At 40.8% G+C, this 24,694-nt stretch carries 38 protein-coding genes; all 38 read left to right on the top strand.

Annotation, left to right across the window (positions count from 1 at the left end; translation table 11 throughout):
• Positions 1-122 precede the first annotated feature (122 nt).
• The 38 genes from SMSK564_RS08805 to SMSK564_RS08995 all read left to right on the top strand — a co-directional run bounded on the left by SMSK564_RS08805 (position 123) and on the right by SMSK564_RS08995 (position 24,691).
• On the top strand, positions 123-1,661 hold the full coding sequence (locus tag SMSK564_RS08805) for a hypothetical protein (protein WP_000118113.1): 1,539 nt from the start codon (positions 123-125) through the stop codon (positions 1,659-1,661).
• Positions 1,662-1,780: 119 nt separating this feature from the next.
• Positions 1,781-3,988 (top strand): anaerobic ribonucleoside-triphosphate reductase, encoded by a 2,208-nt coding sequence (gene nrdD / locus SMSK564_RS08810; RefSeq protein ID WP_000560891.1) that lies wholly within the window; start codon positions 1,781-1,783, stop codon positions 3,986-3,988.
• An 11-nt stretch (positions 3,989-3,999) separates the two neighbouring features.
• Positions 4,000-4,140 carry a hypothetical protein gene (locus SMSK564_RS08815; RefSeq protein WP_000521621.1) on the top strand — a complete coding sequence of 47 codons (141 nt, stop codon included), beginning with the start codon at positions 4,000-4,002 and terminating at the stop codon, positions 4,138-4,140.
• Positions 4,141-4,337: 197 nt separating this feature from the next.
• On the top strand, positions 4,338-4,844 hold the full coding sequence (locus tag SMSK564_RS08825) for a GNAT family N-acetyltransferase (protein ID WP_000423431.1): 507 nt from the start codon (positions 4,338-4,340) through the stop codon (positions 4,842-4,844).
• Complete coding sequence (nrdG, locus tag SMSK564_RS08830) at positions 4,837-5,427, top strand: anaerobic ribonucleoside-triphosphate reductase activating protein (RefSeq protein ID WP_001064208.1); 591 nt, start codon at positions 4,837-4,839, stop codon at positions 5,425-5,427. Before SMSK564_RS08825 ends, nrdG begins: the two co-directional genes overlap by 8 nt.
• Before the next feature lie 255 nt (positions 5,428-5,682).
• Complete coding sequence (rpsJ, locus tag SMSK564_RS08835; protein WP_001284513.1) at positions 5,683-5,991, top strand: 30S ribosomal protein S10; 309 nt, start codon at positions 5,683-5,685, stop codon at positions 5,989-5,991.
• Positions 5,992-6,073: 82 nt separating this feature from the next.
• Entirely contained in the window at positions 6,074-6,700 is a 627-nt protein-coding gene (gene rplC / locus SMSK564_RS08840) for a 50S ribosomal protein L3 (protein WP_000160197.1), read from the top strand.
• 24 nt (positions 6,701-6,724) lie between these two features.
• Entirely contained in the window at positions 6,725-7,348 is a 624-nt protein-coding gene (gene rplD, locus SMSK564_RS08845) for a 50S ribosomal protein L4 (RefSeq protein ID WP_000024549.1), read from the top strand.
• Positions 7,348-7,644, top strand: a complete 297-nt coding sequence (locus SMSK564_RS08850; protein ID WP_001055347.1) for a 50S ribosomal protein L23 — start codon at positions 7,348-7,350, stop codon at positions 7,642-7,644. The genes rplD and SMSK564_RS08850 overlap by 1 nt, the downstream gene beginning before the upstream one ends.
• Before the next feature lie 17 nt (positions 7,645-7,661).
• On the top strand, positions 7,662-8,495 hold the full coding sequence (rplB, locus tag SMSK564_RS08855) for a 50S ribosomal protein L2 (protein ID WP_000512910.1): 834 nt from the start codon (positions 7,662-7,664) through the stop codon (positions 8,493-8,495).
• Between the two features lie 103 nt (positions 8,496-8,598).
• Positions 8,599-8,880 carry a 30S ribosomal protein S19 gene (rpsS, locus tag SMSK564_RS08860; protein ID WP_000533766.1) on the top strand — a complete coding sequence of 94 codons (282 nt, stop codon included), beginning with the start codon at positions 8,599-8,601 and terminating at the stop codon, positions 8,878-8,880.
• Positions 8,881-8,891: 11 nt separating this feature from the next.
• The gene (gene rplV / locus SMSK564_RS08865) at positions 8,892-9,236 is read left to right on the top strand and encodes a 50S ribosomal protein L22 (protein ID WP_000818137.1); all 345 of its coding nucleotides are present in this window, start codon (positions 8,892-8,894) and stop codon (positions 9,234-9,236) included.
• 12 nt (positions 9,237-9,248) lie between these two features.
• A complete protein-coding gene (gene rpsC / locus SMSK564_RS08870) occupies positions 9,249-9,902 on the top strand; it encodes a 30S ribosomal protein S3 (RefSeq protein ID WP_000529936.1) in 654 nt (217 codons plus the stop codon).
• A gap of 3 nt (positions 9,903-9,905) precedes the next feature.
• Positions 9,906-10,319 (top strand): 50S ribosomal protein L16, encoded by a 414-nt coding sequence (gene rplP, locus SMSK564_RS08875; RefSeq protein ID WP_000960945.1) that lies wholly within the window; start codon positions 9,906-9,908, stop codon positions 10,317-10,319.
• A gap of 9 nt (positions 10,320-10,328) precedes the next feature.
• Positions 10,329-10,535: a 50S ribosomal protein L29 gene (rpmC, locus tag SMSK564_RS08880; protein WP_000772918.1), complete on the top strand. Its 207-nt coding sequence runs from the start codon at positions 10,329-10,331 to the stop codon at positions 10,533-10,535.
• A 24-nt stretch (positions 10,536-10,559) separates the two neighbouring features.
• Positions 10,560-10,820: a 30S ribosomal protein S17 gene (rpsQ, locus tag SMSK564_RS08885; protein ID WP_000440801.1), complete on the top strand. Its 261-nt coding sequence runs from the start codon at positions 10,560-10,562 to the stop codon at positions 10,818-10,820.
• A gap of 25 nt (positions 10,821-10,845) precedes the next feature.
• Positions 10,846-11,214 carry a 50S ribosomal protein L14 gene (gene rplN / locus SMSK564_RS08890; protein ID WP_000616545.1) on the top strand — a complete coding sequence of 123 codons (369 nt, stop codon included), beginning with the start codon at positions 10,846-10,848 and terminating at the stop codon, positions 11,212-11,214.
• A 78-nt stretch (positions 11,215-11,292) separates the two neighbouring features.
• Complete coding sequence (gene rplX / locus SMSK564_RS08895; RefSeq protein WP_000497691.1) at positions 11,293-11,598, top strand: 50S ribosomal protein L24; 306 nt, start codon at positions 11,293-11,295, stop codon at positions 11,596-11,598.
• Positions 11,599-11,621: 23 nt separating this feature from the next.
• Positions 11,622-12,164: a 50S ribosomal protein L5 gene (gene rplE, locus SMSK564_RS08900; RefSeq protein WP_000013542.1), complete on the top strand. Its 543-nt coding sequence runs from the start codon at positions 11,622-11,624 to the stop codon at positions 12,162-12,164.
• A 17-nt stretch (positions 12,165-12,181) separates the two neighbouring features.
• Positions 12,182-12,367: a type Z 30S ribosomal protein S14 gene (locus SMSK564_RS08905; RefSeq protein WP_001085697.1), complete on the top strand. Its 186-nt coding sequence runs from the start codon at positions 12,182-12,184 to the stop codon at positions 12,365-12,367.
• 284 nt (positions 12,368-12,651) lie between these two features.
• Positions 12,652-13,050, top strand: a complete 399-nt coding sequence (gene rpsH / locus SMSK564_RS08910) for a 30S ribosomal protein S8 (protein ID WP_000245504.1) — start codon at positions 12,652-12,654, stop codon at positions 13,048-13,050.
• Positions 13,051-13,236: 186 nt separating this feature from the next.
• Entirely contained in the window at positions 13,237-13,773 is a 537-nt protein-coding gene (gene rplF, locus SMSK564_RS08915) for a 50S ribosomal protein L6 (protein ID WP_000086629.1), read from the top strand.
• A gap of 83 nt (positions 13,774-13,856) precedes the next feature.
• Positions 13,857-14,213, top strand: a complete 357-nt coding sequence (rplR, locus tag SMSK564_RS08920; RefSeq protein WP_000624044.1) for a 50S ribosomal protein L18 — start codon at positions 13,857-13,859, stop codon at positions 14,211-14,213.
• A gap of 17 nt (positions 14,214-14,230) precedes the next feature.
• Positions 14,231-14,725 (top strand): 30S ribosomal protein S5, encoded by a 495-nt coding sequence (rpsE, locus tag SMSK564_RS08925; protein ID WP_000874202.1) that lies wholly within the window; start codon positions 14,231-14,233, stop codon positions 14,723-14,725.
• A 13-nt stretch (positions 14,726-14,738) separates the two neighbouring features.
• Complete coding sequence (gene rpmD, locus SMSK564_RS08930; protein ID WP_000057241.1) at positions 14,739-14,921, top strand: 50S ribosomal protein L30; 183 nt, start codon at positions 14,739-14,741, stop codon at positions 14,919-14,921.
• Positions 14,922-15,065: 144 nt separating this feature from the next.
• Complete coding sequence (rplO, locus tag SMSK564_RS08935) at positions 15,066-15,506, top strand: 50S ribosomal protein L15 (RefSeq protein ID WP_000766087.1); 441 nt, start codon at positions 15,066-15,068, stop codon at positions 15,504-15,506.
• Between the two features lie 12 nt (positions 15,507-15,518).
• Positions 15,519-16,829, top strand: coding sequence for a preprotein translocase subunit SecY (secY, locus tag SMSK564_RS08940; protein WP_000465403.1), 1,311 nt, complete (start codon positions 15,519-15,521; stop codon positions 16,827-16,829).
• Positions 16,830-17,085: 256 nt separating this feature from the next.
• Entirely contained in the window at positions 17,086-17,724 is a 639-nt protein-coding gene (locus SMSK564_RS08945) for an adenylate kinase (RefSeq protein ID WP_001050436.1), read from the top strand.
• A 116-nt stretch (positions 17,725-17,840) separates the two neighbouring features.
• A complete protein-coding gene (infA, locus tag SMSK564_RS08950) occupies positions 17,841-18,059 on the top strand; it encodes a translation initiation factor IF-1 (protein ID WP_001029883.1) in 219 nt (72 codons plus the stop codon).
• Between the two features lie 24 nt (positions 18,060-18,083).
• Positions 18,084-18,200 (top strand): 50S ribosomal protein L36, encoded by a 117-nt coding sequence (gene rpmJ / locus SMSK564_RS08955; protein ID WP_001808836.1) that lies wholly within the window; start codon positions 18,084-18,086, stop codon positions 18,198-18,200.
• 17 nt (positions 18,201-18,217) lie between these two features.
• Positions 18,218-18,583 (top strand): 30S ribosomal protein S13, encoded by a 366-nt coding sequence (gene rpsM / locus SMSK564_RS08960; protein ID WP_000090781.1) that lies wholly within the window; start codon positions 18,218-18,220, stop codon positions 18,581-18,583.
• 17 nt (positions 18,584-18,600) lie between these two features.
• Complete coding sequence (gene rpsK / locus SMSK564_RS08965; RefSeq protein WP_001118385.1) at positions 18,601-18,984, top strand: 30S ribosomal protein S11; 384 nt, start codon at positions 18,601-18,603, stop codon at positions 18,982-18,984.
• Between the two features lie 42 nt (positions 18,985-19,026).
• Complete coding sequence (locus tag SMSK564_RS08970) at positions 19,027-19,962, top strand: DNA-directed RNA polymerase subunit alpha (RefSeq protein ID WP_000568988.1); 936 nt, start codon at positions 19,027-19,029, stop codon at positions 19,960-19,962.
• An 11-nt stretch (positions 19,963-19,973) separates the two neighbouring features.
• The gene (rplQ, locus tag SMSK564_RS08975; protein WP_000331493.1) at positions 19,974-20,360 is read left to right on the top strand and encodes a 50S ribosomal protein L17; all 387 of its coding nucleotides are present in this window, start codon (positions 19,974-19,976) and stop codon (positions 20,358-20,360) included.
• A gap of 264 nt (positions 20,361-20,624) precedes the next feature.
• Positions 20,625-20,891: an ACT domain-containing protein gene (locus tag SMSK564_RS08980; RefSeq protein WP_000644126.1), complete on the top strand. Its 267-nt coding sequence runs from the start codon at positions 20,625-20,627 to the stop codon at positions 20,889-20,891.
• Positions 20,892-20,900: 9 nt separating this feature from the next.
• Positions 20,901-22,238 (top strand): PFL family protein, encoded by a 1,338-nt coding sequence (locus SMSK564_RS08985; protein WP_000354925.1) that lies wholly within the window; start codon positions 20,901-20,903, stop codon positions 22,236-22,238.
• Between the two features lie 17 nt (positions 22,239-22,255).
• The gene (locus SMSK564_RS08990) at positions 22,256-23,767 is read left to right on the top strand and encodes an N-acetylmuramoyl-L-alanine amidase family protein (protein ID WP_000711930.1); all 1,512 of its coding nucleotides are present in this window, start codon (positions 22,256-22,258) and stop codon (positions 23,765-23,767) included.
• Between the two features lie 231 nt (positions 23,768-23,998).
• Complete coding sequence (locus tag SMSK564_RS08995) at positions 23,999-24,691, top strand: histidine phosphatase family protein (protein ID WP_000241549.1); 693 nt, start codon at positions 23,999-24,001, stop codon at positions 24,689-24,691.
• Positions 24,692-24,694 lie beyond the last annotated feature (3 nt).

A 24,694-nucleotide genomic window follows, 5' to 3' on the forward strand; every position in this document is an offset into this window, starting at 1 on the left:
GATTTCGGGAAATTGAAACCTTTGTGAAACTATGTAAAAAATCACTCAAACAGCCATCGCAAGCTGACAATCCTAGGACTTTTTGATATACTAAGACAGATAAATTAAATAGGAGAAACGATATGAGTGTGTATGGTAGAGTAGAAGAAGTTCATCAGGAGAATCGTGAACCTCTAGAATACCAAATCGAACAAGAATCGCATCATCGTGAATCAAGTCGTCTTCCTTTGGTGAAAATTTTACTATGGAGTACGCTTGTAACGGGGATAACTCTAGGAGTACCGCTATTACTCGATTTAATGAGTGTACAGGAAGTGCAGGATTTTTATGCAGGTTGGGCCCTTCATCAGACAGGGAAGATTTACAGCGACTATTATGGAAGTCAAGGTTTGCTTTATTATTTGCTGATTTACGTGACTCAGGGCGGATTTTTCTTTGCCATTTTTGAGTGGTTAGCCTTGGTAGCAGGAGGATTTTTCCTCTTTCGATCGGCGGACACCTTGACAGAGCAAGGAGACCAAGCTGGACAACTGGTGACTATTTTTTACATGCTAGTTACAGGTCTTGCTTTTGGTGGAGGTTATGCGACTCTTTTAGCGCTTCCTTTCTTATTCGCGGCCTTTAGTTTAGTTGCGGCTTACCTAAGCAATCCAAGTCATGACAAGGGATTTGTACGGATTGGGCTGGCTTTGGCAGGCGGATTTTTCTTTGCTCCCTTGGCATCGCTCCTGTTTATTGCTGTAGTGAGTTTAGGCTTGTTGGTCTTTAACCTTGGGCATAGACGTTTTGCACATGGATTTTATCAGTTTCTTGCAGTGGCTTTAGGTTTTTCACTGGTCTTTTACCCAACTGCCTACTATAGTGTTGCAACAGGAAGTTTTGAGGATGCGATTAGTGGAATTTTGTATCCAATTCATTCCATTCGTTTGACTTCTGTTTCGGCATTGTTAGAAAATGTTTTGTTTTACGGGTTGTTGGCTCTTGGCATGGGAGTTTTGGTTTTTATCTTTTTAGGTCTCTTTCAATCTAAATCCTCTAAACTATATGTCATCTCAGTGCCTGCGAGTCTATTCCTGATTTTAGGTTTGGTAGTGATTTTCTTTACACAGGATCCCCTACATGCATCCCGTTTGATGCTCATTTTCCCTGTCTTTCTTCTACTTTTAGTGTCCAATATCAAGGGGCAACAGAGTGGTCGTAGTGTTAGAAGAAGACGCAGAGAAGAGCCTGTTAGTCTCTGGCATCGCTATACTAAAGGAAATCTTTACCTACCGATTTTAACTTTGTTATATCTTTTGGCTGTTCCTTTTTTGATGAGATTTGTCCTTTATCCGGTACCTTATCAAGAACGTGATCGTCTTGCTGATTTAGTGAAAGAGGAGACAAGTACGGAAGATGCTGTATATGCATGGGATGATACTGCAACTCTTTATCGTAAGAGTGAGCGCTTGTCGCCATCGGCTATTTTGTCCCCGTTGCACTATACAGCAACTGAGGAAAATCGGAATAAGCTACTCAATGACTTGAAAGAAAAACAACCTAAGGTGATTGTGGTGAACGATAAGGTAGCAGTCTGGTCTGAAGTGGAAACAATTTTGAAAGAAAATTACCAACCAGTAAAGACAGATTACTCAGAATTCAAAGTCTATAAAATCAAATAACTAAATCAATATCTTGTGTATTTTTAAAAATTTTAGGATTTTTAACACAAGATATTGATTTTTCTTTTTAGAGTGGTATAATACTTTTTAGAAAGAACATTTTAGAAAAGAGCATACATATGATTGCACTAGAAGAAAAAATTACAATTTTGCCAACTCTCTTCGTCGAGAAGCGAGATGGGAGACGTGTTGTATTTGATGTGGACAAGATTGATAAGGCTCTCCACAAGGCGGCTGACAAGGTTATGGATGTGACACCCTTGGTTGAAAAGCGCCTCAATGCTCTGACCGAGCGAATTGTCACAGAAATTCATAGTCGCTTTCCAAAGGGGGTTAAGATTTACGAAATTCAAAATATCGTAGAACATGAACTCCTTGAAGCTAAAGAATATGCGCTGGCTGAGGAGTATATTACTTATCGAACGCAGAGGGATTTTGAGCGCTCGAAAGCGACGGATATCAACTTTAGTATCCATAAACTTCTCAACAAAGACCAGGCAGTTGTCAATGAAAATGCTAATAAAGACAGCGATGTCTTCAACACCCAGCGTGATTTGACAGCAGGGATTGTTGGGAAATCAATCGGACTGCAAATGCTTCCTAAGCACGTAGCCAATGCCCACCAAAAAGGGGATATCCACTATCACGATTTGGACTACAGTCCCTATACACCTATGACCAACTGCTGTTTGATTGATTTCAAGGGGATGTTGGAAAATGGTTTTAAGATTGGGAATGCAGAGGTAGAAAGTCCTAAGTCTATCCAGACTGCAACAGCTCAGATTTCCCAAATCATTGCCAACGTTGCTTCTAGCCAGTACGGGGGATGTTCAGCTGACCGTATCGATGAAGTCTTGGCGCCGTACGCAGAGAAAAATTACCAAAAACACCTCAAAGATGCAGAAGAGTGGGTCTTGCCTGAAAAGCGGGAAGATTATGCCTGGAAGAAAACGCAAAAAAACATCTATGATGCTATGCAATCTCTTGAGTATGAAATCAACACTCTCTTCACTTCAAATGGCCAAACGCCCTTTACTTCACTAGGTTTTGGTCTAGGAACCAATCGTTTTGAGCGAGAAATTCAAAAGGCAATTTTAAACATTCGTATCAATGGGCTTGGTTCAGAACACCGTACAGCTATCTTTCCTAAACTTATTTTCACGCTTAAAAGAGGCCTTAACTTAGAGGAAGGGACACCCAACTACGATATCAAGCAGTTGGCTCTAGAGTGCGCAACCAAGCGGATGTACCCAGATGTTTTGTCCTATGATAAGATTGTTGAGTTGACAGGTTCTTTCAAAGTTCCTATGGGCTGCCGTTCTTTCCTTCAAGGATGGAAAGACGAGAATGGCGTAGAAGTCAATTCAGGTCGGATGAATCTAGGCGTTGTGACGGTCAATCTTCCTCGCATCGCCCTCGAGTCTGATGGTGACATGAATAAGTTCTGGGAAATCTTCAACGAGCGTATGAATATCGCGGAAGATTCTTTGGTTTATCGTGTCGAACGCACTAAAGAGGCGACACCAGCCAATGCTCCTATCCTCTATCAGTACGGTGCTTTTGGCCATCGTCTAGGTAAAGAAGAAAGTGTTGACCAGCTCTTTAAGAATCGTCGAGCAACCGTTTCGCTTGGTTACATCGGTTTGTATGAAGTGGCTACTGTCTTCTTTGGAAATAGCTGGGAACACAATCCAGAAGCCAAGGAATTCACGCTGGATATCATTCGTGATATGAAACGCCGTGTAGAAGAGTGGTCTGACCAATATGGCTATCATTTCTCTATCTACTCAACACCGTCTGAAAGTTTGACAGACCGTTTCTGCCGACTAGATACAGAAAAGTTCGGCTCTATTCCTGATATTACGGACAAGGAATACTACACCAATTCTTTCCACTACGATGTTCGTAAAAATCCAACACCGTTTGAAAAATTAGACTTTGAGAAAGTCTATCCAGAAGCAGGTGCATCAGGTGGTTTCATCCATTATTGTGAGTATCCAGTCCTTCAACAAAATCCAAAGGCCTTGGAAGCTGTCTGGGATTATGCCTATGACCGTGTGGGTTATCTGGGGACTAATACTCCAATTGACCGTTGCTACAAGTGTGACTTTGAAGGGGATTTTGAACCAACTGAGAGAGGATTTGCTTGTCCAAACTGTGGCAATAGCGACCCTAAAACCGTAGATGTGGTCAAACGAACTTGTGGCTACCTAGGCAATCCTCAAGCGCGTCCGATGGTTAATGGACGTCACAAGGAAATCGCTGCGCGTGTCAAACACATGAATGGCTCAACGATTAAAATGGCTGGTCATCAAGTAACCAATTAGAAAGAACTGAAATGGGAAAATATCAATTAGACGATAAGGGTCGAGCACAAGTGACCCGTTATCACGAGAAACACTCTAAAGGTGGAGCTGGTAAAAAAGAACGCTTGCTCAGCCTCAGAGAACAATTTTTAAACAAGAACAAGAAAAAATAAAAGTGATACTCAATGAAAATCAAAGAGCAAACTAGGAAGCTAGCCGCAGGTTGCTCAAAGCACTGCTTTGAGGTTGTAGATAAGACTGACGAAGTCAGTAACATATATCTACGGTAAGGTGACGCTGACGTGGTTTGAATTTGACTTTCGAAGAGTATGAGAGTCAGCTCTCGCTTTTCTCATAGTGGGAGGTAAGGATGGAATTACGCAGACCGACAATAGTAGATAGAGAAGCTGTTTTAGACATGATGGCAGAGTTTGAAAAGAGCCAATCAGCCCATGATGGTGGATTTTGGGATACAGAGAACTTTGTGTATGAAGGGTGGTTGGAAACAAATATGCAAAAAGAGATGGGAATAAACTTGCCTGAAAATCGTGTTCCTTCTATTCAATTTGTATTATTTGATGATGCAGGTCGTGCTCTAGGATTTTTGAATCTGCGATTGAGACTGAATGAGGAATTACTGAATTGTGCTGGTTACATTGGCTACTCCATTCGTCCATCAGAAAGAGGCAAGGGTTATGCTAAGGAAACTCTCCGTCAGGGCTTGCAAGTTGCTAAGGCAAAGAACATCAAGAAAACTCTTGTGACATGTAGCGTGAGTAACTCTGCTAGCAGAGCAGTCATTCTAGCAAATGGAGGAATTCTTGAAGATGTTCGTAATGGAGTTGAGCGTTATTGGATAGAGGTAGCGAATGAATAATCCAAAACCACAAGAATGGAAAAGTGAGGAGCTAAGTCAAGGCCGTATCATTGACTACAAGGCCTTTAACTTTGTGGACGGAGAAGGCGTGCGCAACTCTCTCTATGTAGCAGGTTGCATGTTTCACTGCGAGGGGTGTTATAATGTAGCGACCTGGTCCTTCAATGCTGGCATTCCCTATACAGCAGAATTAGAAGAACAGATCATGGCAGATCTCGCTCAACCTTATGTTCAAGGCTTGACCTTGCTGGGAGGGGAGCCCTTTCTCAATACGGGAATTCTCTTGCCACTCGTTAAGCGCATTCGGAAGGAATTGCCAGATAAAGACATCTGGTCCTGGACGGGCTACACTTGGGAAGAAATGATGTTGGAAACTCCAGATAAATTGGAACTCTTGTCGCTGATTGACATTCTTGTTGATGGAAGATATGACCGAACTAAGAGAAATCTCATGCTCCAGTTTCGAGGTTCCTCCAATCAACGAATTATCGATGTGCAAAAATCGCTCAAAAGTGGGCAAGTAGTGATTTGGGACAAGCTCAATGATGGAAAAGAAAGCTATGAACAGGTGAAGAGAGAGTAACTTTCTTCTATAGAGAATAGTTAAATAAATGACCTATAAAAAAAGAAAACAGTTTCATTGTAAAAAAACGAAAAAACAGCAACAAATCCCTTGCAATCGCAGGGGCTTTGTGTTATTCTATTATGGTGCTGTAAATTACAGTCTTAGCTTTGATGCAAGAGGTTGCGACACGCTCGGTTGCATTGCCACGCAACTCCGCGTCGGTTTTCTTGTGGAGCTAGCCTATTATCTTAAATAGACGAAAAGGAGAAAAAGATGGCAAACAAAAAAATCCGTATCCGTTTGAAAGCTTACGAACACCGTACGCTTGATACAGCGGCTGCAAAAATCGTAGAATCAGCTACTCGTACAGGTGCACAAGTTGCGGGTCCAATCCCACTTCCAACTGAACGTAGCCTCTACACAATTATTCGTGCGACTCACAAATACAAAGACTCTCGCGAACAATTTGAAATGCGTACACACAAACGTTTGATCGATATCGTTAACCCAACTCAAAAAACAGTTGATGCGTTGATGAAATTGGATCTTCCAAGTGGTGTAAACGTAGAAATCAAACTTTAATCTAAAGCTTGATACCTTGAGCATAAAAAACGCTCGTTAAAAACTTTTTGAATAAAAAATATAGAAAAGGAACTATTTTCTCATGACAAAAGGAATCTTAGGGAAAAAAGTGGGAATGACTCAAATCTTCACTGAAGCTGGCGAATTGATCCCTGTAACAGTTATTGAAGCAACTCCAAACGTTGTTCTTCAAGTTAAAACTGTTGAAACAGACGGATACAACGCTATCCAAGTTGGTTTCGATGACAAACGCGAAGTATTGAGCAACAAACCTGCTAAAGGACATGTAGCGAAAGCTAACACGGCTCCTAAGCGCTTCATTCGTGAATTCAAAAACGTTGAAGGCTTGGAAGTTGGTGCTGAAATCACAGTTGAAACATTCGCAGCTGGAGACGTTGTTGACGTAACTGGTACTTCTAAAGGTAAAGGTTTCCAAGGTGTTATCAAACGCCACGGACAATCACGTGGACCAATGGCTCACGGTTCTCGTTACCACCGTCGTCCAGGTTCTATGGGACCTGTTGCACCTAACCGCGTATTCAAAGGTAAAAACCTTGCAGGACGTATGGGTGGCGACCGTGTAACAATTCAAAACCTTGAAGTTGTACAAGTTGTTCCAGAAAAGAACGTTATCCTTATCAAAGGTAACGTACCAGGTGCTAAGAAATCTCTTATCACTATCAAATCAGCAGTTAAAGCTGGTAAATAATAAGGAAAGGGGAATACAGTCAAAATGGCAAATGTAACATTATTCGACCAAACTGGTAAACAAGCTGGCGAAGTTGTTCTTAACGATGCAATCTTTGGTATCGAACCAAACCAATCTGTTGTGTTTGATGTGATCATCAGCCAACGTGCTAGCCTTCGTCAAGGAACTCACGCAGTTAAAAACCGCTCAGCTGTTTCAGGTGGCGGACGCAAACCATGGCGTCAAAAAGGAACTGGACGTGCTCGTCAAGGTTCTATCCGCTCTCCACAATGGCGTGGTGGTGGAATCGTCTTCGGACCAACTCCACGTAGCTATGCGTACAAACTTCCTCAAAAAGTTCGTCGCCTTGCGCTTAAATCTGTTTACTCAGAAAAAGTTGCTGAAAATAAATTTGTAGCCGTTGATTCTCTTGAATTTACAGCTCCAAAAACTGCTGAATTTGCAAAAGTTCTTGCAGCTTTGAGCATCGATTCTAAAGTCCTTGTTATTCTTGAAGAAGGAAACGAATTCGCAGCTCTTTCAGCTCGTAACCTTCCAAACGTGAAAGTTGCGACTGCTACAACTGCAAGTGTTCTTGACATCGCAAATAGTGACAAACTTCTTGTTACTCAAGCAGCTATCTCTAAAATCGAGGAGGTTCTTGCATAATGAATTTGTATGATGTTATCAAAAAACCTGTCATCACTGAAAGCTCAATGGCTCAACTTGAAGCAGGAAAATATGTATTTGAAGTTGACACTCGTGCACACAAACTTTTGATCAAGCAAGCTGTTGAAGCTGCTTTCGAAGGTGTTAAAGTTGCTAATGTTAACACAATCAACGTAAAACCAAAAGCTAAACGTGTTGGACGTTACACTGGTTTTACTAACAAAACTAAAAAAGCTATCATCACACTTACAGCTGATTCTAAAGCAATCGAGTTGTTTGCTGCTGAAGCTGAATAATCTAAGGAGGAAATATCGTGGGAATTCGTGTTTATAAACCAACAACAAACGGTCGCCGTAATATGACTTCTTTGGATTTCGCTGAAATCACAACAAGCACTCCTGAAAAATCATTGCTTGTTGCATTGAAGAGCAAGGCTGGTCGTAACAACAACGGTCGTATCACAGTTCGTCACCAAGGTGGTGGACATAAACGTTTCTACCGTTTGGTTGACTTCAAACGTAACAAAGACAACGTTGAAGCAGTTGTTAAAACAATCGAGTACGATCCAAACCGTTCTGCAAACATCGCTCTTGTACACTACACTGACGGTGTGAAAGCGTACATCATCGCTCCAAAAGGTCTTGAAGTTGGTCAACGTATCGTTTCAGGTCCAGAAGCAGATATCAAAGTCGGAAACGCTCTTCCACTTGCTAACATCCCAGTTGGTACTTTGATCCACAACATCGAGTTGAAACCAGGTCGTGGTGGTGAATTGGTACGTGCTGCTGGAGCTTCTGCTCAAGTATTGGGTCAAGAAGGTAAATACGTTCTTGTTCGTCTTCAATCTGGTGAAGTACGTATGATCCTTGGAACTTGTCGTGCTACAGTTGGTGTTGTCGGAAACGAACAACATGGACTTGTTAACCTTGGTAAAGCAGGACGTAGCCGTTGGAAAGGTATCCGCCCAACAGTTCGTGGTTCTGTAATGAACCCTAACGATCACCCACACGGTGGTGGTGAAGGTAAAGCACCAGTTGGTCGTAAAGCACCATCTACTCCATGGGGCAAACCTGCTCTTGGTCTTAAAACTCGTAACAAGAAAGCGAAATCTGACAAACTTATCGTTCGTCGTCGCAACGAGAAATAATATTAAACTAGTCGCTTAAGCAACTAGTAAATCCGCCAGCTCGGTAGCGCTCCATAGGAGCGCAAGCCGCTGTGGTACAACATTTAAAGGAGAAAATATAAAAATGGGACGCAGTCTTAAAAAAGGACCTTTCGTCGATGAGCATTTGATGAAAAAAGTTGAAGCTCAAGCTAACGACGAAAAGAAAAAAGTTATTAAAACTTGGTCACGTCGTTCAACGATCTTCCCAAGTTTCATTGGTTACACTATCGCAGTTTATGACGGACGTAAACACGTACCTGTTTACATCCAAGAAGACATGGTAGGTCACAAACTTGGTGAATTTGCACCAACTCGTACTTACAAAGGTCACGCTGCAGACGACAAGAAAACACGTAGAAAATAAGGAGAACATAAATGGCAGAAATTACTTCAGCTAAAGCAATGGCTCGTACAGTACGTGTTTCACCTCGTAAATCACGTCTTGTTCTTGATAACATCCGTGGTAAAAGCGTAGCCGATGCAATCGCAATCTTGACATTCACTCCAAACAAAGCTGCTGAAATCATCTTGAAAGTTTTGAACTCAGCTGTAGCTAACGCTGAAAACAACTTTGGTTTGGATAAAGCTAACTTGGTAGTATCTGAAGCATTCGCAAACGAAGGACCAACTATGAAACGTTTCCGTCCACGTGCGAAAGGTTCAGCTTCACCAATCAACAAACGTACAGCTCACATCACTGTAGCTGTTGCAGAAAAATAAGGAGGTAAAATCGTGGGTCAAAAAGTACATCCAATTGGTATGCGTGTCGGCATCATCCGTGATTGGGATGCCAAATGGTATGCTGAAAAAGAATACGCGGATTACCTTCATGAAGATCTTGCAATCCGTAAATTCGTTCAAAAAGAACTTGCTGACGCAGCAGTTTCAACTATCGAAATCGAACGCGCAGTAAACAAAGTTAACGTTTCACTTCACACTGCTAAACCAGGTATGGTAATCGGTAAAGGTGGTGCTAACGTTGATGCACTCCGTGCAAAACTTAACAAATTGACTGGAAAACAAGTACACATCAACATCATCGAAATCAAACAACCTGATTTGGATGCTCACCTTGTAGGTGAAGGTATTGCTCGTCAATTGGAGCAACGTGTTGCTTTCCGTCGTGCACAAAAACAAGCAATCCAACGTGCAATGCGTGCTGGAGCTAAAGGAATCAAAACTCAAGTATCAGGTCGTTTGAACGGTGCAGATATCGCCCGTGCTGAAGGATACTCTGAAGGAACTGTTCCACTTCACACACTTCGTGCAGATATCGATTACGCTTGGGAAGAAGCAGATACTACATACGGTAAACTTGGTGTTAAAGTATGGATCTACCGTGGTGAAGTTCTTCCAGCTCGCAAAAACACTAAAGGAGGTAAATAACCAATGTTAGTACCTAAACGTGTTAAACACCGTCGTGAATTCCGTGGAAAAATGCGCGGTGAAGCAAAAGGTGGAAAAGAAGTAGCATTCGGTGAATACGGTCTTCAAGCTACAACTAGCCACTGGATCACTAACCGCCAAATCGAAGCTGCTCGTATCGCCATGACTCGTTACATGAAACGTGGTGGTAAAGTTTGGATTAAAATCTTCCCACACAAATCATACACTGCTAAAGCTATCGGTGTGCGTATGGGATCTGGTAAAGGGGCACCTGAAGGTTGGGTAGCACCAGTTAAACGTGGTAAAGTGATGTTCGAAATCGCTGGTGTATCTGAAGAGATCGCTCGCGAAGCGCTTCGTCTTGCTAGCCACAAATTGCCAGTTAAATGTAAATTCGTAAAATGTGAAGCAGAATAAGGAGAAGGCATGAAACTTAATGAAGTAAAAGAATTTGTTAAAGAACTTCGTGGTCTTTCTCAAGAAGAACTCGCGAAGCGCGAAAACGAATTGAAAAAAGAATTGTTTGAACTTCGTTTCCAAGCTGCTACTGGTCAATTGGAACAAACAGCTCGCTTGAAAGAAGTTAAAAAACAAATCGCTCGTATCAAAACAGTTCAATCTGAAGCGAAATAATAGACTAGGGAAGGAGAAATTTCAATGGAACGCAATAATCGTAAAGTTCTTGTTGGACGTGTTGTATCTGACAAAATGGACAAGACAATCACAGTTGTAGTTGAAACAAAACGTAACCACCCAGTCTATGGTAAACGTATTAACTACTCTAAAAAATACAAAGCTCATGATGAAAACAATGTTGCCAAAGAAGGCGATATCGTACGTATCATGGAAACTCGCCCGCTTTCAGCTACAAAACGTTTCCGTCTTGTAGAAGTTGTTGAAGAAGCGGTCATCATCTAATCAAACCTGAAAGGAGAAAACTGAAATGATTCAAACAGAAACTCGTTTGAAAGTCGCAGACAACAGCGGTGCTCGCGAAATCTTGACTATCAAAGTTCTTGGTGGTTCAGGACGTAAATTTGCAAACATCGGTGATGTTATCGTGGCATCTGTAAAACAAGCTACTCCTGGTGGTGCGGTTAAAAAAGGTGACGTTGTTAAAGCAGTTATCGTTCGTACTAAATCAGGTGCTCGTCGTGCTGATGGTTCATACATCAAATTTGACGAAAACGCAGCAGTTATCATCCGTGAAGACAAAACTCCTCGCGGAACACGTATCTTTGGCCCAGTTGCACGTGAATTGCGTGAAGGTGGCTTCATGAAGATCGTGTCACTTGCTCCAGAAGTACTTTAATTTTTAGAAACAAACTAGTCCCCTGGATTTACCTCCAGGGTGCCCTTATGGGCGTAAGAAAAATCAAGGAGAAACCTAATGTTTGTAAAAAAAGGCGACAAAGTTCGCGTAATCGCTGGTAAAGATAAGGGAACAGAAGCTGTTGTCCTTACTGCCCTTCCAAAAGTAAACAAAGTTATCGTTGAAGGTGTTAACATCGTTAAGAAACACCAACGTCCAACTAACGAACTTCCTCAAGGTGGTATCATCGAGAAAGAAGCAGCTATCCACGTATCAAACGTTCAAGTTTTGGACAAAAATGGTGTAGCTGGTCGTGTTGGTTACAAATTTGTAGACGGTAAAAAAGTTCGCTACAACAAAAAATCAGGCGAAGTGCTTGATTAATCACGAAGGAAAGGAGAAGTATAATGGCAAATCGTTTAAAAGAAAAATATCTTAATGAAGTAGTTCCTGCTTTGACAGAACAATTCAACTACTCATCAGTGATGGCTGTGCCTAAAGTAGATAAGATCGTTTTGAACATGGGTGTTGGTGAAGCTGTATCAAACGCTAAAAGCCTTGAAAAAGCTGCTGAAGAATTGGCGCTTATCTCAGGTCAAAAACCACTTATCACTAAAGCTAAAAAATCAATCGCCGGCTTCCGTCTTCGTGAAGGTGTTGCGATCGGTGCAAAAGTTACCCTTCGTGGTGAACGTATGTACGAATTCTTGGATAAATTGGTTTCAGTTTCACTTCCACGTGTACGTGACTTCCACGGTGTTCCAACAAAATCATTTGATGGACGCGGAAACTACACACTTGGTGTGAAAGAACAATTGATCTTCCCAGAAATCAACTTCGATGACGTTGACAAAACTCGTGGTCTTGACATCGTTATCGTAACAACTGCTAACACTGACGAAGAGTCACGTGCATTGCTTACAGGCCTTGGAATGCCTTTTGCAAAATAATATAGGAGGTAAATCTAATGGCTAAAAAATCAATGATTGCTAAGAACAAACGTCCAGCGAAGTTCTCTACTCAAGCTTATACTCGTTGTGAAAAATGTGGTCGTCCACATTCAGTTTACCGCAAATTTAAACTTTGCCGTGTTTGCTTCCGTGAATTAGCTTACAAAGGACAAATCCCTGGTGTAACAAAAGCATCTTGGTAATTTAAGATATCAAGGACGTCAAAACTCTAAGTGAAAATAGGAAATTTGACGAAGAAACTGAAGTTTCTTGGATAGTTTATCTTTTTCACACAGAGTTTAGCCCGGGTTCAGTTGGACTTGCCAATTTGAACACGAGCTAGAGCTTTGGCAAAAAAGACCAATTTTCTTTGGAGCATCGCTCCTACATCAAATTGCCTATTTTTGCTCTTGCTCTTACGCTCTTTGTATCATGTATTAACTAGCAAGTGCAACTTGCAAACTACTAGTAAGAGGAGAAAAACAAAATGGTTATGACTGACCCAATCGCAGACTTCCTAACTCGTATTCGTAACGCTAACCAAGCTAAACACGAAGTACTTGAAGTACCTGCATCAAACATCAAAAAAGGGATTGCTGAAATCCTTAAACGCGAAGGTTTTGTAAAAAACGTTGAAATCATCGAAGATGACAAACAAGGCATCATCCGTGTATTCCTTAAATACGGACCAAACGGTGAAAAAGTTATCACTAACTTGAAACGTGTTTCTAAACCAGGACTTCGTGTCTACAAAAAACGTGAAGATCTTCCAAAAGTTCTTAACGGACTTGGAATTGCTATCCTTTCAACTTCTGAAGGTTTGCTTACTGATAAAGAAGCACGCCAAAAGAATGTTGGTGGAGAAGTTATCGCTTACGTTTGGTAATGTTTAGCTCCCAATTTCTTTGTGACTCTTCGTTATCGTCTCTTGCCTAACCCAAAGTTATGCCTGCGAGACGATGCCTAGATTCACTTTGAAATTGAAACTAAATGTTCCTTTAAATCGAGAAATCGATTTAACCCCGTGAAAACTGGCCGTTCTGGCCTGACAATTTAACAGGAGAAAATAAACATGTCACGTATTGGTAATAAAGTTATCGTGTTGCCTGCTGGTGTTGAAATCACTAACAATGACAACGTTGTAACTGTAAAAGGACCTAAAGGAGAACTTACTCGTGAGTTCTCAAAAGATATTGAAATCCGTGTGGAAGGTACTGAAGTAACTCTTCACCGTCCAAACGATACAAAAGAAATGAAAACTATCCACGGAACTACTCGTGCCCTTTTGAACAACATGGTTGTTGGTGTATCAGAAGGATTCAAGAAAGAACTTGAAATGCGCGGGGTTGGTTACCGTGCACAACTTCAAGGATCTAAACTTGTTTTGGCTGTTGGTAAATCTCATCCAGACGAAGTTGAAGCTCCAGAAGGAATTACTTTTGAACTTCCAAACCCAACAACAATTGTTGTTAGCGGAATTTCAAAAGAAGTAGTTGGTCAAACAGCTGCTTACGTACGTAGCCTTCGTTCACCAGAACCATATAAAGGTAAAGGTATCCGTTACGTTGGTGAATTCGTTCGCCGTAAAGAAGGTAAAACAGGTAAATAACGTTGAGTGGTTGATTCTCAACCACCAACCTATTTACCAACTTTGTGCATAGCACACGATTTAAAACTAAAGAGGTGAAAACTGTGATTTCAAAACCAGATAAAAACAAACTCCGCCAAAAACGCCACCGTCGCGTTCGCGGAAAACTCTCTGGAACTGCTGATCGCCCACGTTTGAACGTATTCCGTTCTAATACAGGCATCTACGCTCAAGTGATTGATGACGTAGCGGGTGTAACGCTCGCAAGTGCTTCAACTCTTGACAAAGAAGTTTCAAAAGGAACTAAAACTGAACAAGCCGTTGCTGTCGGTAAACTCGTTGCAGAACGTGCAAACGCTAAAGGTATTTCAGAAGTGGTGTTCGACCGCGGTGGATATCTATATCACGGACGTGTGAAAGCTTTGGCTGATGCAGCTCGTGAAAACGGATTGAAATTCTAATAGGAGGACACTAGAAAATGGCATTTAAAGACAATGCAGTTGAATTAGAAGAACGCGTAGTTGCTGTCAACCGTGTTACAAAAGTTGTTAAAGGTGGACGTCGTCTTCGTTTCGCAGCTCTTGTTGTTGTTGGTGACCACAACGGTCGCGTAGGATTTGGTACTGGTAAAGCTCAAGAAGTTCCAGAAGCAATCCGTAAAGCAGTAGATGATGCTAAGAAAAACTTGATCGAAGTTCCTATGGTTGGAACAACAATCCCACACGAAGTTCTTTCAGAATTCGGTGGAGCTAAAGTATTGTTGAAACCTGCTGTAGAAGGTTCTGGAGTTGCCGCTGGTGGTGCAGTTCGTGCCGTTGTGGAATTGGCAGGTGTGGCAGATATTACATCTAAATCACTTGGTTCTAACACTCCAATCAACATTGTTCGTGCAACTGTTGAAGGTTTGAAACAATTGAAACGCGCTGAAGAAGTTGCTGCCCTTCGTGGTATTTCAGTTTCTGATTTGGCATAAGAAAGGGGATAAAATGGCTCAAATTAAAATTACTTTGACTAAGTCTCCAATCGGACGCATTCCATCACAACGTAAAACTGTTGTAGCACTTGGACTTGGCAAATTGAACAGCTCTGTTATTAAAGAAGATAACGCTGCTATCCGTGGTATGATCACAGCAGTATCTCACTTGGTAACAGTTGAAGAAGTAAACTAATGAATTTTTAGGGGATGTGCACTATACCATCCCCTAAAACTAGATATAGTCATCTATGATGACGTCGTATAGGCGAGTTGATGGGGGAGACAACCTTTTCTCCCTTATCGGCGCTAGCATTTTACAAAAGAGGAGAAAATAAAAATGAAACTTCATGAATTGAAACCTGCAGAAGGTTCTCGTAAAGTACGTAACCGCGTTGGTCGTGGTACTTCATCAGGTAACGGTAAAACATCTGGTCGTGGTCAAAAAGGTCAAAAAGCTCGTAGCGGTGGCGGAGTTCGCCTTGGTTTTGAAGGTGGACAAACTCCATTGTTCCGTCGTCTTCCAAAACGTGGATTCACTAACATCAACGCTAAAGAATACGCAATTGTGAACCTTGACCAATTGAACGTCTTTGAAGATGGTGCTGAAGTTACTCCAGTTGTTCTTATCGAAGCAGGAATTGTTAAAGCTGAAAAATCAGGTATTAAAATTCTTGGTAACGGTGAGTTGACTAAGAAATTGACTGTGAAAGCAGCTAAATTCTCTAAATCAGCTGAAGAAGCTATCACTGCTAAAGGTGGTTCAGTAGAAGTCATCTAAGAGAGGTGACCTATGTTTTTTAAATTATTAAGAGAAGCTCTTAAAGTCAAGCAGGTTAGATCAAAAATTTTATTTACAATTTTTATCGTTTTGGTCTTTCGTATCGGAACTAGCATTACAGTTCCTGGTGTGAATGCCAATAGCTTGAATGCTTTAAGTGGATTATCCTTCTTAAACATGTTGAGCTTGGTATCAGGGAATGCCATGAAAAACTTCTCAGTTTTTGCTCTTGGTGTTAGTCCCTACATTACGGCCTCTATCGTTGTCCAACTCTTGCAAATGGATATTTTACCCAAGTTTGTAGAGTGGGGTAAACAAGGGGAAGTAGGTCGAAGAAAATTAAATCAAGCTACTCGTTATATTGCTCTTGTTCTAGCCTTTGTGCAATCTATCGGGATTACAGCTGGTTTTAATACTTTGGCTGGAGCTCAATTGTTGAAAACAGCTCTTACTCCACAAGTCTTTATCATGATTGGTATCATCTTAACAGCTGGTAGTATGATTGTGACTTGGTTGGGAGAGCAAATTACAGATAAGGGATACGGAAATGGTGTTTCTATGATTATCTTTGCCGGGATTGTTGCCTCAATTCCAGAGATGATTCAGGGCATCTATGTGGACTACTTTGTGAACGTCCCAAGTAGCCGTATCAACTCATCTATCATTTTCGTAATCATTTTGATTATTACTGTATTGTTGATTATTTATTTTACAACTTATGTTCAACAAGCAGAATACAAAATTCCAATCCAATATACTAAGGTTGCACAAGGTGCTCCTTCTAGCTCTTACCTTCCTTTGAAGGTAAACCCTGCTGGAGTTATCCCTGTTATCTTTGCAAGTTCGATTACTGCGGCGCCAGCAGCTATTCTACAGTTTTTAAGCGCTACAGGTCATGATTGGGCTTGGGTAAGAACAGCACAAGAAATGTTGGCAACAACTTCACCAACTGGTATCGCCATGTATGCTTTATTGATTATTCTCTTTACATTCTTCTATACGTTTGTGCAGATTAATCCTGAAAAAGCGGCAGAAAACCTACAAAAGAGCGGGGCCTATATCCACGGAGTCCGTCCTGGTAAAGGTACAGAAGAATATATGTCTAAACTTCTTCGTCGTCTTGCAACAGTTGGTTCCCTCTTCCTTGGTGTGATTTCCATTTTACCGATTGTAGCAAAAGATGTTTTCGGACTTTCAGAAGCAGTTGCTTTTGGAGGAACAAGTCTTTTGATCATTATTTCTACAGGTATTGAAGGAATCAAACAATTGGAAGGTTACCTATTGAAACGTAAGTATGTTGGTTTCATGGATAGAACAGAATAAAAGTATTTACTGATACTCTTCGAAAATCAAATTCAAACCACGTCAGCTTCACCTTGCCGTACTCAAGTACAGCCTGCGGCTAGCTTCCTAGTTTGCTCTTTGATTTTCATTGAGTATGAATCAGTAAATGCTGAGAGAGTGGAGGTTTAAACTCTGACATTTGTGAGAGTTTGGTCTCCCCTCTTCTATTTTGTTTTTAAATAGGGGTGAAAAGATTTTTTGCTTCTATTTAAAAATAAAATAAGGAGATCAAATCATGAATCTTTTGATTATGGGCTTACCTGGTGCAGGTAAGGGAACTCAAGCAGCAAAAATCGTAGAACAATTCCATGTTGCACATATCTCAACAGGTGATATGTTCCGTGCTGCTATGGCAAATCAAACTGAAATGGGTGTTCTTGCTAAGTCATATATTGACAAGGGTGAATTAGTTCCTGACGAAGTTACTAATGGAATCGTAAAAGAACGTCTTTCACAAGATGATATTAAAGAAACAGGATTCTTGTTGGATGGTTACCCACGTACAATCGAACAAGCTCATGCTTTGGACAAAACATTGGCTGAACTTGGCATCGAACTAGAAGGTGTTATCAACATTGAAGTGAATCCAGATAGCCTCTTGGAACGTTTGAGTGGCCGTATCATCCACCGCGTAACTGGAGAAACTTTCCACAAGGTCTTTAACCCACCAGTTGACTATAAAGAAGAAGATTACTACCAACGTGAAGATGATAAGCCTGAGACAGTCAAACGTCGTTTGGATGTGAATATTGCTCAAGGAGAACCAATCATTGCTCACTACCGTGCCAAAGGTTTGGTTCATGACATCGAAGGTAATCAAGATATCAATGATGTCTTCTCAGATATCGAAAAAGTATTGACAAATTTGAAATAAAGCGTTTTTCACACTTGCAAAAATCCGCTACAAATGTTATACTGAGATAGTCTGACTTATAATTGTTGTCTCTGTGTCTAGAGGCATCGAATCGAAATTTATGGAGGTGCTTTTGCGTGGCAAAAGACGATGTGATTGAAGTTGAAGGCAAAGTAGTTGATACAATGCCGAATGCAATGTTTACGGTTGAACTTGAAAATGGACATCAGATTTTAGCAACAGTTTCTGGTAAAATTCGTAAAAACTATATTCGTATTTTAGCGGGAGATCGTGTTACTGTCGAAATGAGTCCATATGACTTGACACGTGGACGTATCACTTACCGCTTTAAATAATCGAAAAACTTGGAGGGATAAGAAATGAAAGTAAGACCATCGGTCAAACCAATTTGCGAATACTGTAAAGTTATTCGTCGTAATGGTCGTGTTATGGTAATTTGCCCAGCAAATCCAAAACACAAACAACGTCAAGGATAAGATAGAAAGGAGAAAACATGGCTCGTATTGCTGGAGTTGACATTCCAAATGACAAACGCGTAGTAATCTCATTGACTTATGTTTATGGTATCGGACTTGCAACATCTAAGAAAATTTTGGCTGCTGCTGGAATCTCAGAAGATGTTCGTGTACGTGATCTTACATCAGATCAAGAAGATGCTATCCGTCGTGAAGTGGATGCAATCAAAGTTGAAGGTGACCTTCGTCGTGAAGTAAACTTGAACATCAAACGTTTGATGGAAATCGGTTCATACCGTGGTATCCGTCACCGTCGTGGACTTCCTGTCCGTGGACAAAACACTAAAAACAACGCTCGCACTCGTAAAGGTAAAGCTGTTGCGATTGCTGGTAAGAAAAAATAATATAGGAGGTAAAAGTCTTGGCTAAACCAACACGTAAACGTCGTGTGAAAAAGAATATCGAATCTGGTATTGCTCATATTCACGCTACATTTAATAACACTATTGTTATGATTACTGATGTGCATGGTAATGCAATTGCTTGGTCATCAGCTGGTGCTCTTGGTTTCAAAGGTTCTCGTAAATCTACACCATTCGCTGCTCAAATGGCTTCTGAAGCTGCTGCTAAATCTGCACAAGAACACGGTCTTAAATCAGTTGAAGTTACTGTAAAAGGTCCAGGTTCTGGTCGTGAGTCAGCTATTCGTGCGCTTGCTGCCGCTGGTCTTGAAGTAACAGCAATTCGTGATGTGACTCCAGTGCCACACAATGGTGCTCGTCCTCCAAAACGTCGCCGTGTATAATCATCGCATTACACTGCTTTTCGTTTAAGAGGGAGTAACTAAATGATCGAGTTTGAAAAACCAAATATAACAAAAATTGATGAAAATAAAGATTATGGCAAGTTTGTAATCGAACCACTTGAACGTGGCTACGGTACAACTCTTGGTAACTCTCTTCGTCGTGTACTTCTAGCTTCTCTACCAGGAGCAGCTGTGACATCTATCAACATTGATGGTGTGTTACATGAGTTTGACACAGTTCCAGGTGTTCGTGAAGACGTGATGCAAATCATTCTGAACATTAAAGGAATTGCAGTGAAATCGTACGTTGAAGACGAAAAAATCATCGAACTAGATGTTGAAGGTCCTGCTGAAGTAACAGCTGGTGACATTTTGACAGATAGCGATATTGAAATTGTAAATCCAGATCATTATCTCTTTACAATCGGTGAAGGTTCTTCTCTAAAAGCGACTATGACTGTTAACAGTGGTCGTGGATATGTACCTGCTGATGAAAATAAAAAGGATAATGCACCAGTTGGAACACTTGCTGTAGATTCTATTTATACACCAGTTACAAAAGTCAACTATCAAGTGGAACCTGCTCGTGTAGGTAGCAATGATGGATTTGACAAATTAACCCTTGAAATCTTGACAAATGGAACAATTATTCCAGAAGATGCTTTAGGGCTTTCAGCACGTATTTTGACAGAACATCTTGATTTGTTTACAAATCTTACTGAAATTGCTAAGTCAACTGAAGTGATGAAAGAAGCTGATACTGAATCTGACGACCGTATTTTGGATCGTACGATTGAGGAACTGGACTTGTCTGTGCGTTCATACAACTGTTTGAAACGTGCCGGTATCAATACTGTGCATGATTTGACAGAAAAATCTGAAGCAGAGATGATGAAAGTACGAAATCTTGGACGCAAGAGTTTGGAAGAAGTGAAACTCAAACTCATTGATTTGGGTCTTGGATTAAAAGATAAATAAAGGAGGAATACATGGCTTACCGTAAACTAGGACGCACTAGCTCACAACGTAAAGCAATGCTTCGCGATTTGACAACTGACCTTTTGATCAACGAATCAATCGTGACAACTGAAGCTCGTGCTAAAGAAATCCGTAAAACTGTTGAAAAAATGATTACTCTAGGTAAACGTGGTGATTTGCATGCACGTCGTCAAGCAGCTGCTTTCGTACGTAATGAAATCGCATCTGAAAACTATGATGAAGCAACTGATAAGTACACTTCTACTACAGCACTTCAAAAATTGTTCTCAGAAATCGCACCTCGTTATGCTGAACGTAACGGTGGATACACTCGTATCCTTAAAACTGAACCACGTCGTGGTGATGCAGCGCCAATGGCGATCATCGAATTAGTATAAAATCATCAATTTTGTTGAGTGTTATGATGATGGAGTCTTGTGCTCTTAGTCTAGCTCTGGTCTACCGCTAGGATTTCGGTCCTAGCGGGAACACTCATCATAAGTTGGGATAGTAGACGCTTGTTTACGAAATTGTTTTTTGCTTAAGAACAACTTCGTAAGCAGGCGTTTTTGAGTATTTTCGTTAGAATTATGCTATACTATTTGAAAAGAATCCTGTTTAATGTTCAGGTTTCTTATTTTAAGAAGAATTGGAGTTTGCTTATGAAAGCGATTATAACTGTTGTTGGTAAAGATAAATCTGGAATTGTTGCAGGTGTTTCTGGTAAAATTGCAGAATTGGGTTTGAATATTGATGATATCTCTCAAACTGTCTTGGATGAATATTTCACGATGATGGCTGTCGTCTCTAGTGATGAAAAGCAGGATTTTACTTATCTGCGAAATGAGTTTGAAACTTTTGGGCAAACTTTGAATGTGAAAATCAATATTCAGAGTGCAGCGATTTTCGAAGCTATGTATAATATCTAGGAGGTTATCATGGATATTAGACAAGTTACTGAAACCATCTCCATGATTGAGGAGCAAAACTTCGATATTAGAACTATTACCATGGGGATTTCCCTATTAGACTGTATTGATCCGGATATCAATCGTGCTGCGGAGAAAATTTATCAAAAGATTAGGACCAAGGCGGCTAATTTAGTGGCTGTTGGTGATGAAATTGCAGCTGAGTTGGGAATTCCTATCGTTAATAAGCGTGTATCGGTGACACCTATTTCTCTGATTGGGGCAGCGACAGATGCGACGGACTACGTGGTTCTGGCAAAAGCGCTTGATAAGGCTGCGAAAGAGATTGGAGTGGACTTTATTGGTGGTTTCTCTGCCTTGGTACAAAAGGGGTACCAAAAGGGAGATGAGATTCTCATCAATTCTATTCCTCGTGCTTTGGCCGAAACGGACAAGGTCTGCTCGTCAGTCAATATCGGCTCAACCAAGTCTGGTATTAATATGACGGCTGTCGCAGATATGGGACGAGTTATCAAGGAAACGGCAACTCTATCTGATATGGGGGCAGCTAAGTTGGTTGTATTCGCTAATGCTGTTGAGGACAATCCATTTATGGCGGGTGCCTTCCATGGTGTTGGGGAGGCAGATGTTATCATCAATGTCGGAGTTTCTGGTCCTGGTGTGGTGAAACGTGCCTTGGAAAAAGTTCGTGGAGAGAGCTTTGACGTAGTAGCAGAAACAGTTAAGAAAACTGCCTTTAAAATCACTCGTATCGGTCAATTGGTTGGTCAAATGGCCAGTGAGAGACTGGGTGTGGAGTTTGGTATTGTGGACTTGAGTTTGGCGCCAACTCCTGCGGTTGGAGATTCTGTTGCACGTGTCCTTGAAGAAATGGGGCTAGAAACAGTTGGAACACATGGGACGACGGCTGCCTTGGCTCTCTTGAATGACCAAGTTAAGAAGGGCGGAGTTATGGCCTGCAACCAAGTTGGTGGTTTGTCTGGTGCCTTTATCCCTGTTTCAGAGGATGAAGGAATGATTGCTGCAGTGCAAAATGGCTCTCTTAATCTAGAAAAACTAGAAGCTATGACGGCTATCTGTTCCGTTGGCTTGGATATGATTGCCATTCCGGAGGATACACCTGCTGAAACCATTGCGGCTATGATTGCAGATGAAGCGGCAATTGGTGTCATTAACATGAAAACAACAGCTGTTCGTATTATTCCAAAAGGAAAAGAAGGCGATATGATTGAATTTGGTGGCCTATTAGGAACTGCGCCTGTTATGAAGGTCAATGGGGCTTCGTCTTTCGATTTCATCTCTCGTGGAGGACAAATCCCAGCACCAATTCATAGTTTTAAAAATTAAGAAAATAGGAGAAAATGATGAAAAAAGAAATGAAACATGCTTTAGTAGCTTTGGGACTGTCGACTTTACTAGTACCAACGTTTGCCAATCAAGTAGTTTATGCGCAGGAAGAAAGCCATGAAACTACCACTAGTGTGAGTCCAGAAGAGATTAAGAAAGAAATAGATAAAATTAAAAAATCTTATATAGAATTACAGGATAAGAATAAGCAGAAGCTATTAAATGAGATTGAGCAAATTGATTGGAAGATAATTTCTTTTTCTCAGGATGATGTAAAAGAAATCAAGAACAAAATCCCTGAAATATTGTCAAATCGTAATCAATGGATGTTCGAATCTTTGAAGAGACAAGAAGAGGAAATTGCAAATTATCCTCATTTTCCAGATTGGAAATCTAGATTATATGATATTGTTCCACTTGAAAGAAATGAAGCATTGCTGAAAGTGCTTAGGAGAGACATTAACGGAGTGATTTTCCATATTGCAGTTCTAAAAAAGAAAGAGCGCATCATTTCACAAATAACTAACAATCCATATTATACAAATGTCGAGAGAGAAAACATGCTAAAAGAAGCTTCATTAGCATATAATAGTTACGACGGTCCAGGTGGGCCTAGATGGATTTCTATATATTTGCCTTCATATTCTGATGTAAATGAAGATGTAAATATATATACTAAAAAAATAGTTTCTATGTTGTCTGACGATTTTCAAGCATTTTCATTAGCACCTACTGAAAAGAATATCAGAGAAGTTAATGCTGTTGCCTTTATGGAGAAGACGGCCATTAGTAATGATGATTCACTTTCGAAAGCAGATAAAGTTTCTATGTTTAGTAAGATTGATGACATAGTAGAAGAAGCTGTTAAAAAGATCAAAACAGAAGCGGATATACATGAGGATGGTAATTACAAAAATAGTCGAATGCTATCCCCTGAAGAGTTATCTGTCTTTACTAAGCGTATCGAAGATGTTTACCAAGGCAAAGCTAAGCCTAAGGTGACAAAAGAAGAGGCTATTCAAGCAGTTTCTACTGGAACTTCATCCTCAGTTTCAACTTCAACTCAATCTACCGTTACCTCTAATGGAGAGACTAAGAAAGATCATCAAGCAAGTAAGTGGTTTAAAGAGTCTGGGAAATGGTACTACAATGACCTCTCTGGCAATCTTGTAAGAAATCGTTGGGTAGGCCGTTATTATCTAAAAGCAGATGCTTCAATGGCTGCAAGCGAATGGATTTATGATGAAGATTATAAGAGCTGGTTTTATGTAGATTCAACTGGTAGTTATGTGGAGAAAGCTTGGCAGGGCGAATACTACCTAAAACGTGGCGGTTACATGGCTAAGAGTGAGTGGGTATTTGATTCTCAGTATGATAGTTGGTATTATCTGAACCAAGATGGTAAGTACGCTCGTAACCAATGGATTAAGGATGGGGATAAGTGGTATTACTTGTTAGCTGATGGGAAATTGGCAAAAAATATGACCATTAACGGCTATAAAGTAAATGAAAAAGGTGAATGGGTATAATTTTTTAAGTTCTATTTAAGGTTAGGTGTGTATACTATAGTCATTAAATAAAGACCTCCTAATATTATTTGAAACAGATAACACTGATTTAGTTTGAATTTGATTTTCATCTAATATCTTTATTTAATGAACTCCTAAACTTTTTCATAATAATCTCCTGCAAAAGTCGCCTGTATGGGTGGCTTTTGTTTTATCATCCATGATATAATAGAAACAAACGGAGGACGGAAAATGGTAAAAGTACGATTGTATTTGGTACGTCATGGCAAGACTATGTTTAACACGATTGGTCGAGCGCAAGGTTGGAGCGATACTCCCTTAACAGCTGAAGGTGAACGAGGGATTCAAGAATTAGGAATCGGCTTGCGGGAATCTGGTCTACAGTTTGAGCGTGCTTATTCGAGTGATTCTGGTCGCACCATTCAGACTATGGGAATCATCCTTGATGAACTTGGTTTGCAGGGGAAAATCCCTTATCGCATGGACAAGCGTATCAGAGAATGGTGTTTTGGTAGCTTTGACGGAGCCTACGACGGTGATCTTTTCATGGGTATTATTCCTCGTATCTTTAATGTGGACCACGTTCACCAATTGTCTTATGCTGAACTGGCTGAGGGTTTGGTAGAGGTCGATACAGCTGGTTGGGCTGAAGGATGGGAAAAACTCAGTGGCCGCATCAAAGAAGGTTTTGAAGCGATTGCCAAAGAAATGGAAGAACAAGGTGGGGGCAACGCTCTCGTTGTCAGCCATGGAATGACCATTGGAACCATTGTTTATCTGATTAATGGTATGCATCCGCATGGTCTCGATAATGGTAGCGTGACAATCCTTGAATATGAGGACGGCCAGTTTAGCGTTGAAGTCGTCGGCGATCGTAGTTACCGAGAACTAGGACGTGAGAAGATGGAGGAAGTCTCCATTTAATCA

Origin of the sequence: Streptococcus mitis SK564, assembly GCF_000148525.1 — a bacterium.
GTDB classification, from domain to species: domain Bacteria; phylum Bacillota; class Bacilli; order Lactobacillales; family Streptococcaceae; genus Streptococcus; species Streptococcus mitis_H.

Bases quoted from the DNA above. Each gene is read 5' to 3' on its own strand.
- rpsJ (WP_001284513.1), top strand. From the start codon at position 5,683: ATGGCAAACAAAAAAATCCGTATCCGTTTGAAAGCTTACGAACACCGT.
- SMSK564_RS08815 (WP_000521621.1), top strand. From the start codon at position 4,000: ATGGGAAAATATCAATTAGACGATAAGGGTCGAGCACAAGTGACCCGT.
- rpsS (WP_000533766.1), top strand. From the start codon at position 8,599: ATGGGACGCAGTCTTAAAAAAGGACCTTTCGTCGATGAGCATTTGATG.
- SMSK564_RS08850 (WP_001055347.1), top strand. From the start codon at position 7,348: ATGAATTTGTATGATGTTATCAAAAAACCTGTCATCACTGAAAGCTCA.
- SMSK564_RS08970 (WP_000568988.1), top strand. From the start codon at position 19,027: ATGATCGAGTTTGAAAAACCAAATATAACAAAAATTGATGAAAATAAA.
- rplV (WP_000818137.1), top strand. From the start codon at position 8,892: ATGGCAGAAATTACTTCAGCTAAAGCAATGGCTCGTACAGTACGTGTT.
- SMSK564_RS08905 (WP_001085697.1), top strand. From the start codon at position 12,182: ATGGCTAAAAAATCAATGATTGCTAAGAACAAACGTCCAGCGAAGTTC.
- rplP (WP_000960945.1), top strand. From the start codon at position 9,906: ATGTTAGTACCTAAACGTGTTAAACACCGTCGTGAATTCCGTGGAAAA.
- SMSK564_RS08980 (WP_000644126.1), top strand. From the start codon at position 20,625: ATGAAAGCGATTATAACTGTTGTTGGTAAAGATAAATCTGGAATTGTT.
- rpmD (WP_000057241.1), top strand. From the start codon at position 14,739: ATGGCTCAAATTAAAATTACTTTGACTAAGTCTCCAATCGGACGCATT.
- SMSK564_RS08990 (WP_000711930.1), top strand. From the start codon at position 22,256: ATGAAAAAAGAAATGAAACATGCTTTAGTAGCTTTGGGACTGTCGACT.
- rpmJ (WP_001808836.1), top strand. From the start codon at position 18,084: ATGAAAGTAAGACCATCGGTCAAACCAATTTGCGAATACTGTAAAGTT.
- rpmC (WP_000772918.1), top strand. From the start codon at position 10,329: ATGAAACTTAATGAAGTAAAAGAATTTGTTAAAGAACTTCGTGGTCTT.
- rpsM (WP_000090781.1), top strand. From the start codon at position 18,218: ATGGCTCGTATTGCTGGAGTTGACATTCCAAATGACAAACGCGTAGTA.
- rplO (WP_000766087.1), top strand. From the start codon at position 15,066: ATGAAACTTCATGAATTGAAACCTGCAGAAGGTTCTCGTAAAGTACGT.
- SMSK564_RS08825 (WP_000423431.1), top strand. From the start codon at position 4,338: ATGGAATTACGCAGACCGACAATAGTAGATAGAGAAGCTGTTTTAGAC.
- nrdD (WP_000560891.1), top strand. From the start codon at position 1,781: ATGATTGCACTAGAAGAAAAAATTACAATTTTGCCAACTCTCTTCGTC.
- rpsQ (WP_000440801.1), top strand. From the start codon at position 10,560: ATGGAACGCAATAATCGTAAAGTTCTTGTTGGACGTGTTGTATCTGAC.
- SMSK564_RS08945 (WP_001050436.1), top strand. From the start codon at position 17,086: ATGAATCTTTTGATTATGGGCTTACCTGGTGCAGGTAAGGGAACTCAA.
- rpsH (WP_000245504.1), top strand. From the start codon at position 12,652: ATGGTTATGACTGACCCAATCGCAGACTTCCTAACTCGTATTCGTAAC.
- rplE (WP_000013542.1), top strand. From the start codon at position 11,622: ATGGCAAATCGTTTAAAAGAAAAATATCTTAATGAAGTAGTTCCTGCT.
- rpsE (WP_000874202.1), top strand. From the start codon at position 14,231: ATGGCATTTAAAGACAATGCAGTTGAATTAGAAGAACGCGTAGTTGCT.
- nrdG (WP_001064208.1), top strand. From the start codon at position 4,837: ATGAATAATCCAAAACCACAAGAATGGAAAAGTGAGGAGCTAAGTCAA.
- SMSK564_RS08985 (WP_000354925.1), top strand. From the start codon at position 20,901: ATGGATATTAGACAAGTTACTGAAACCATCTCCATGATTGAGGAGCAA.
- rplC (WP_000160197.1), top strand. From the start codon at position 6,074: ATGACAAAAGGAATCTTAGGGAAAAAAGTGGGAATGACTCAAATCTTC.
- rplD (WP_000024549.1), top strand. From the start codon at position 6,725: ATGGCAAATGTAACATTATTCGACCAAACTGGTAAACAAGCTGGCGAA.
- SMSK564_RS08995 (WP_000241549.1), top strand. From the start codon at position 23,999: ATGGTAAAAGTACGATTGTATTTGGTACGTCATGGCAAGACTATGTTT.
- rplF (WP_000086629.1), top strand. From the start codon at position 13,237: ATGTCACGTATTGGTAATAAAGTTATCGTGTTGCCTGCTGGTGTTGAA.
- rplQ (WP_000331493.1), top strand. From the start codon at position 19,974: ATGGCTTACCGTAAACTAGGACGCACTAGCTCACAACGTAAAGCAATG.
- SMSK564_RS08805 (WP_000118113.1), top strand. From the start codon at position 123: ATGAGTGTGTATGGTAGAGTAGAAGAAGTTCATCAGGAGAATCGTGAA.
- secY (WP_000465403.1), top strand. From the start codon at position 15,519: ATGTTTTTTAAATTATTAAGAGAAGCTCTTAAAGTCAAGCAGGTTAGA.
- rplX (WP_000497691.1), top strand. From the start codon at position 11,293: ATGTTTGTAAAAAAAGGCGACAAAGTTCGCGTAATCGCTGGTAAAGAT.
- rplN (WP_000616545.1), top strand. From the start codon at position 10,846: ATGATTCAAACAGAAACTCGTTTGAAAGTCGCAGACAACAGCGGTGCT.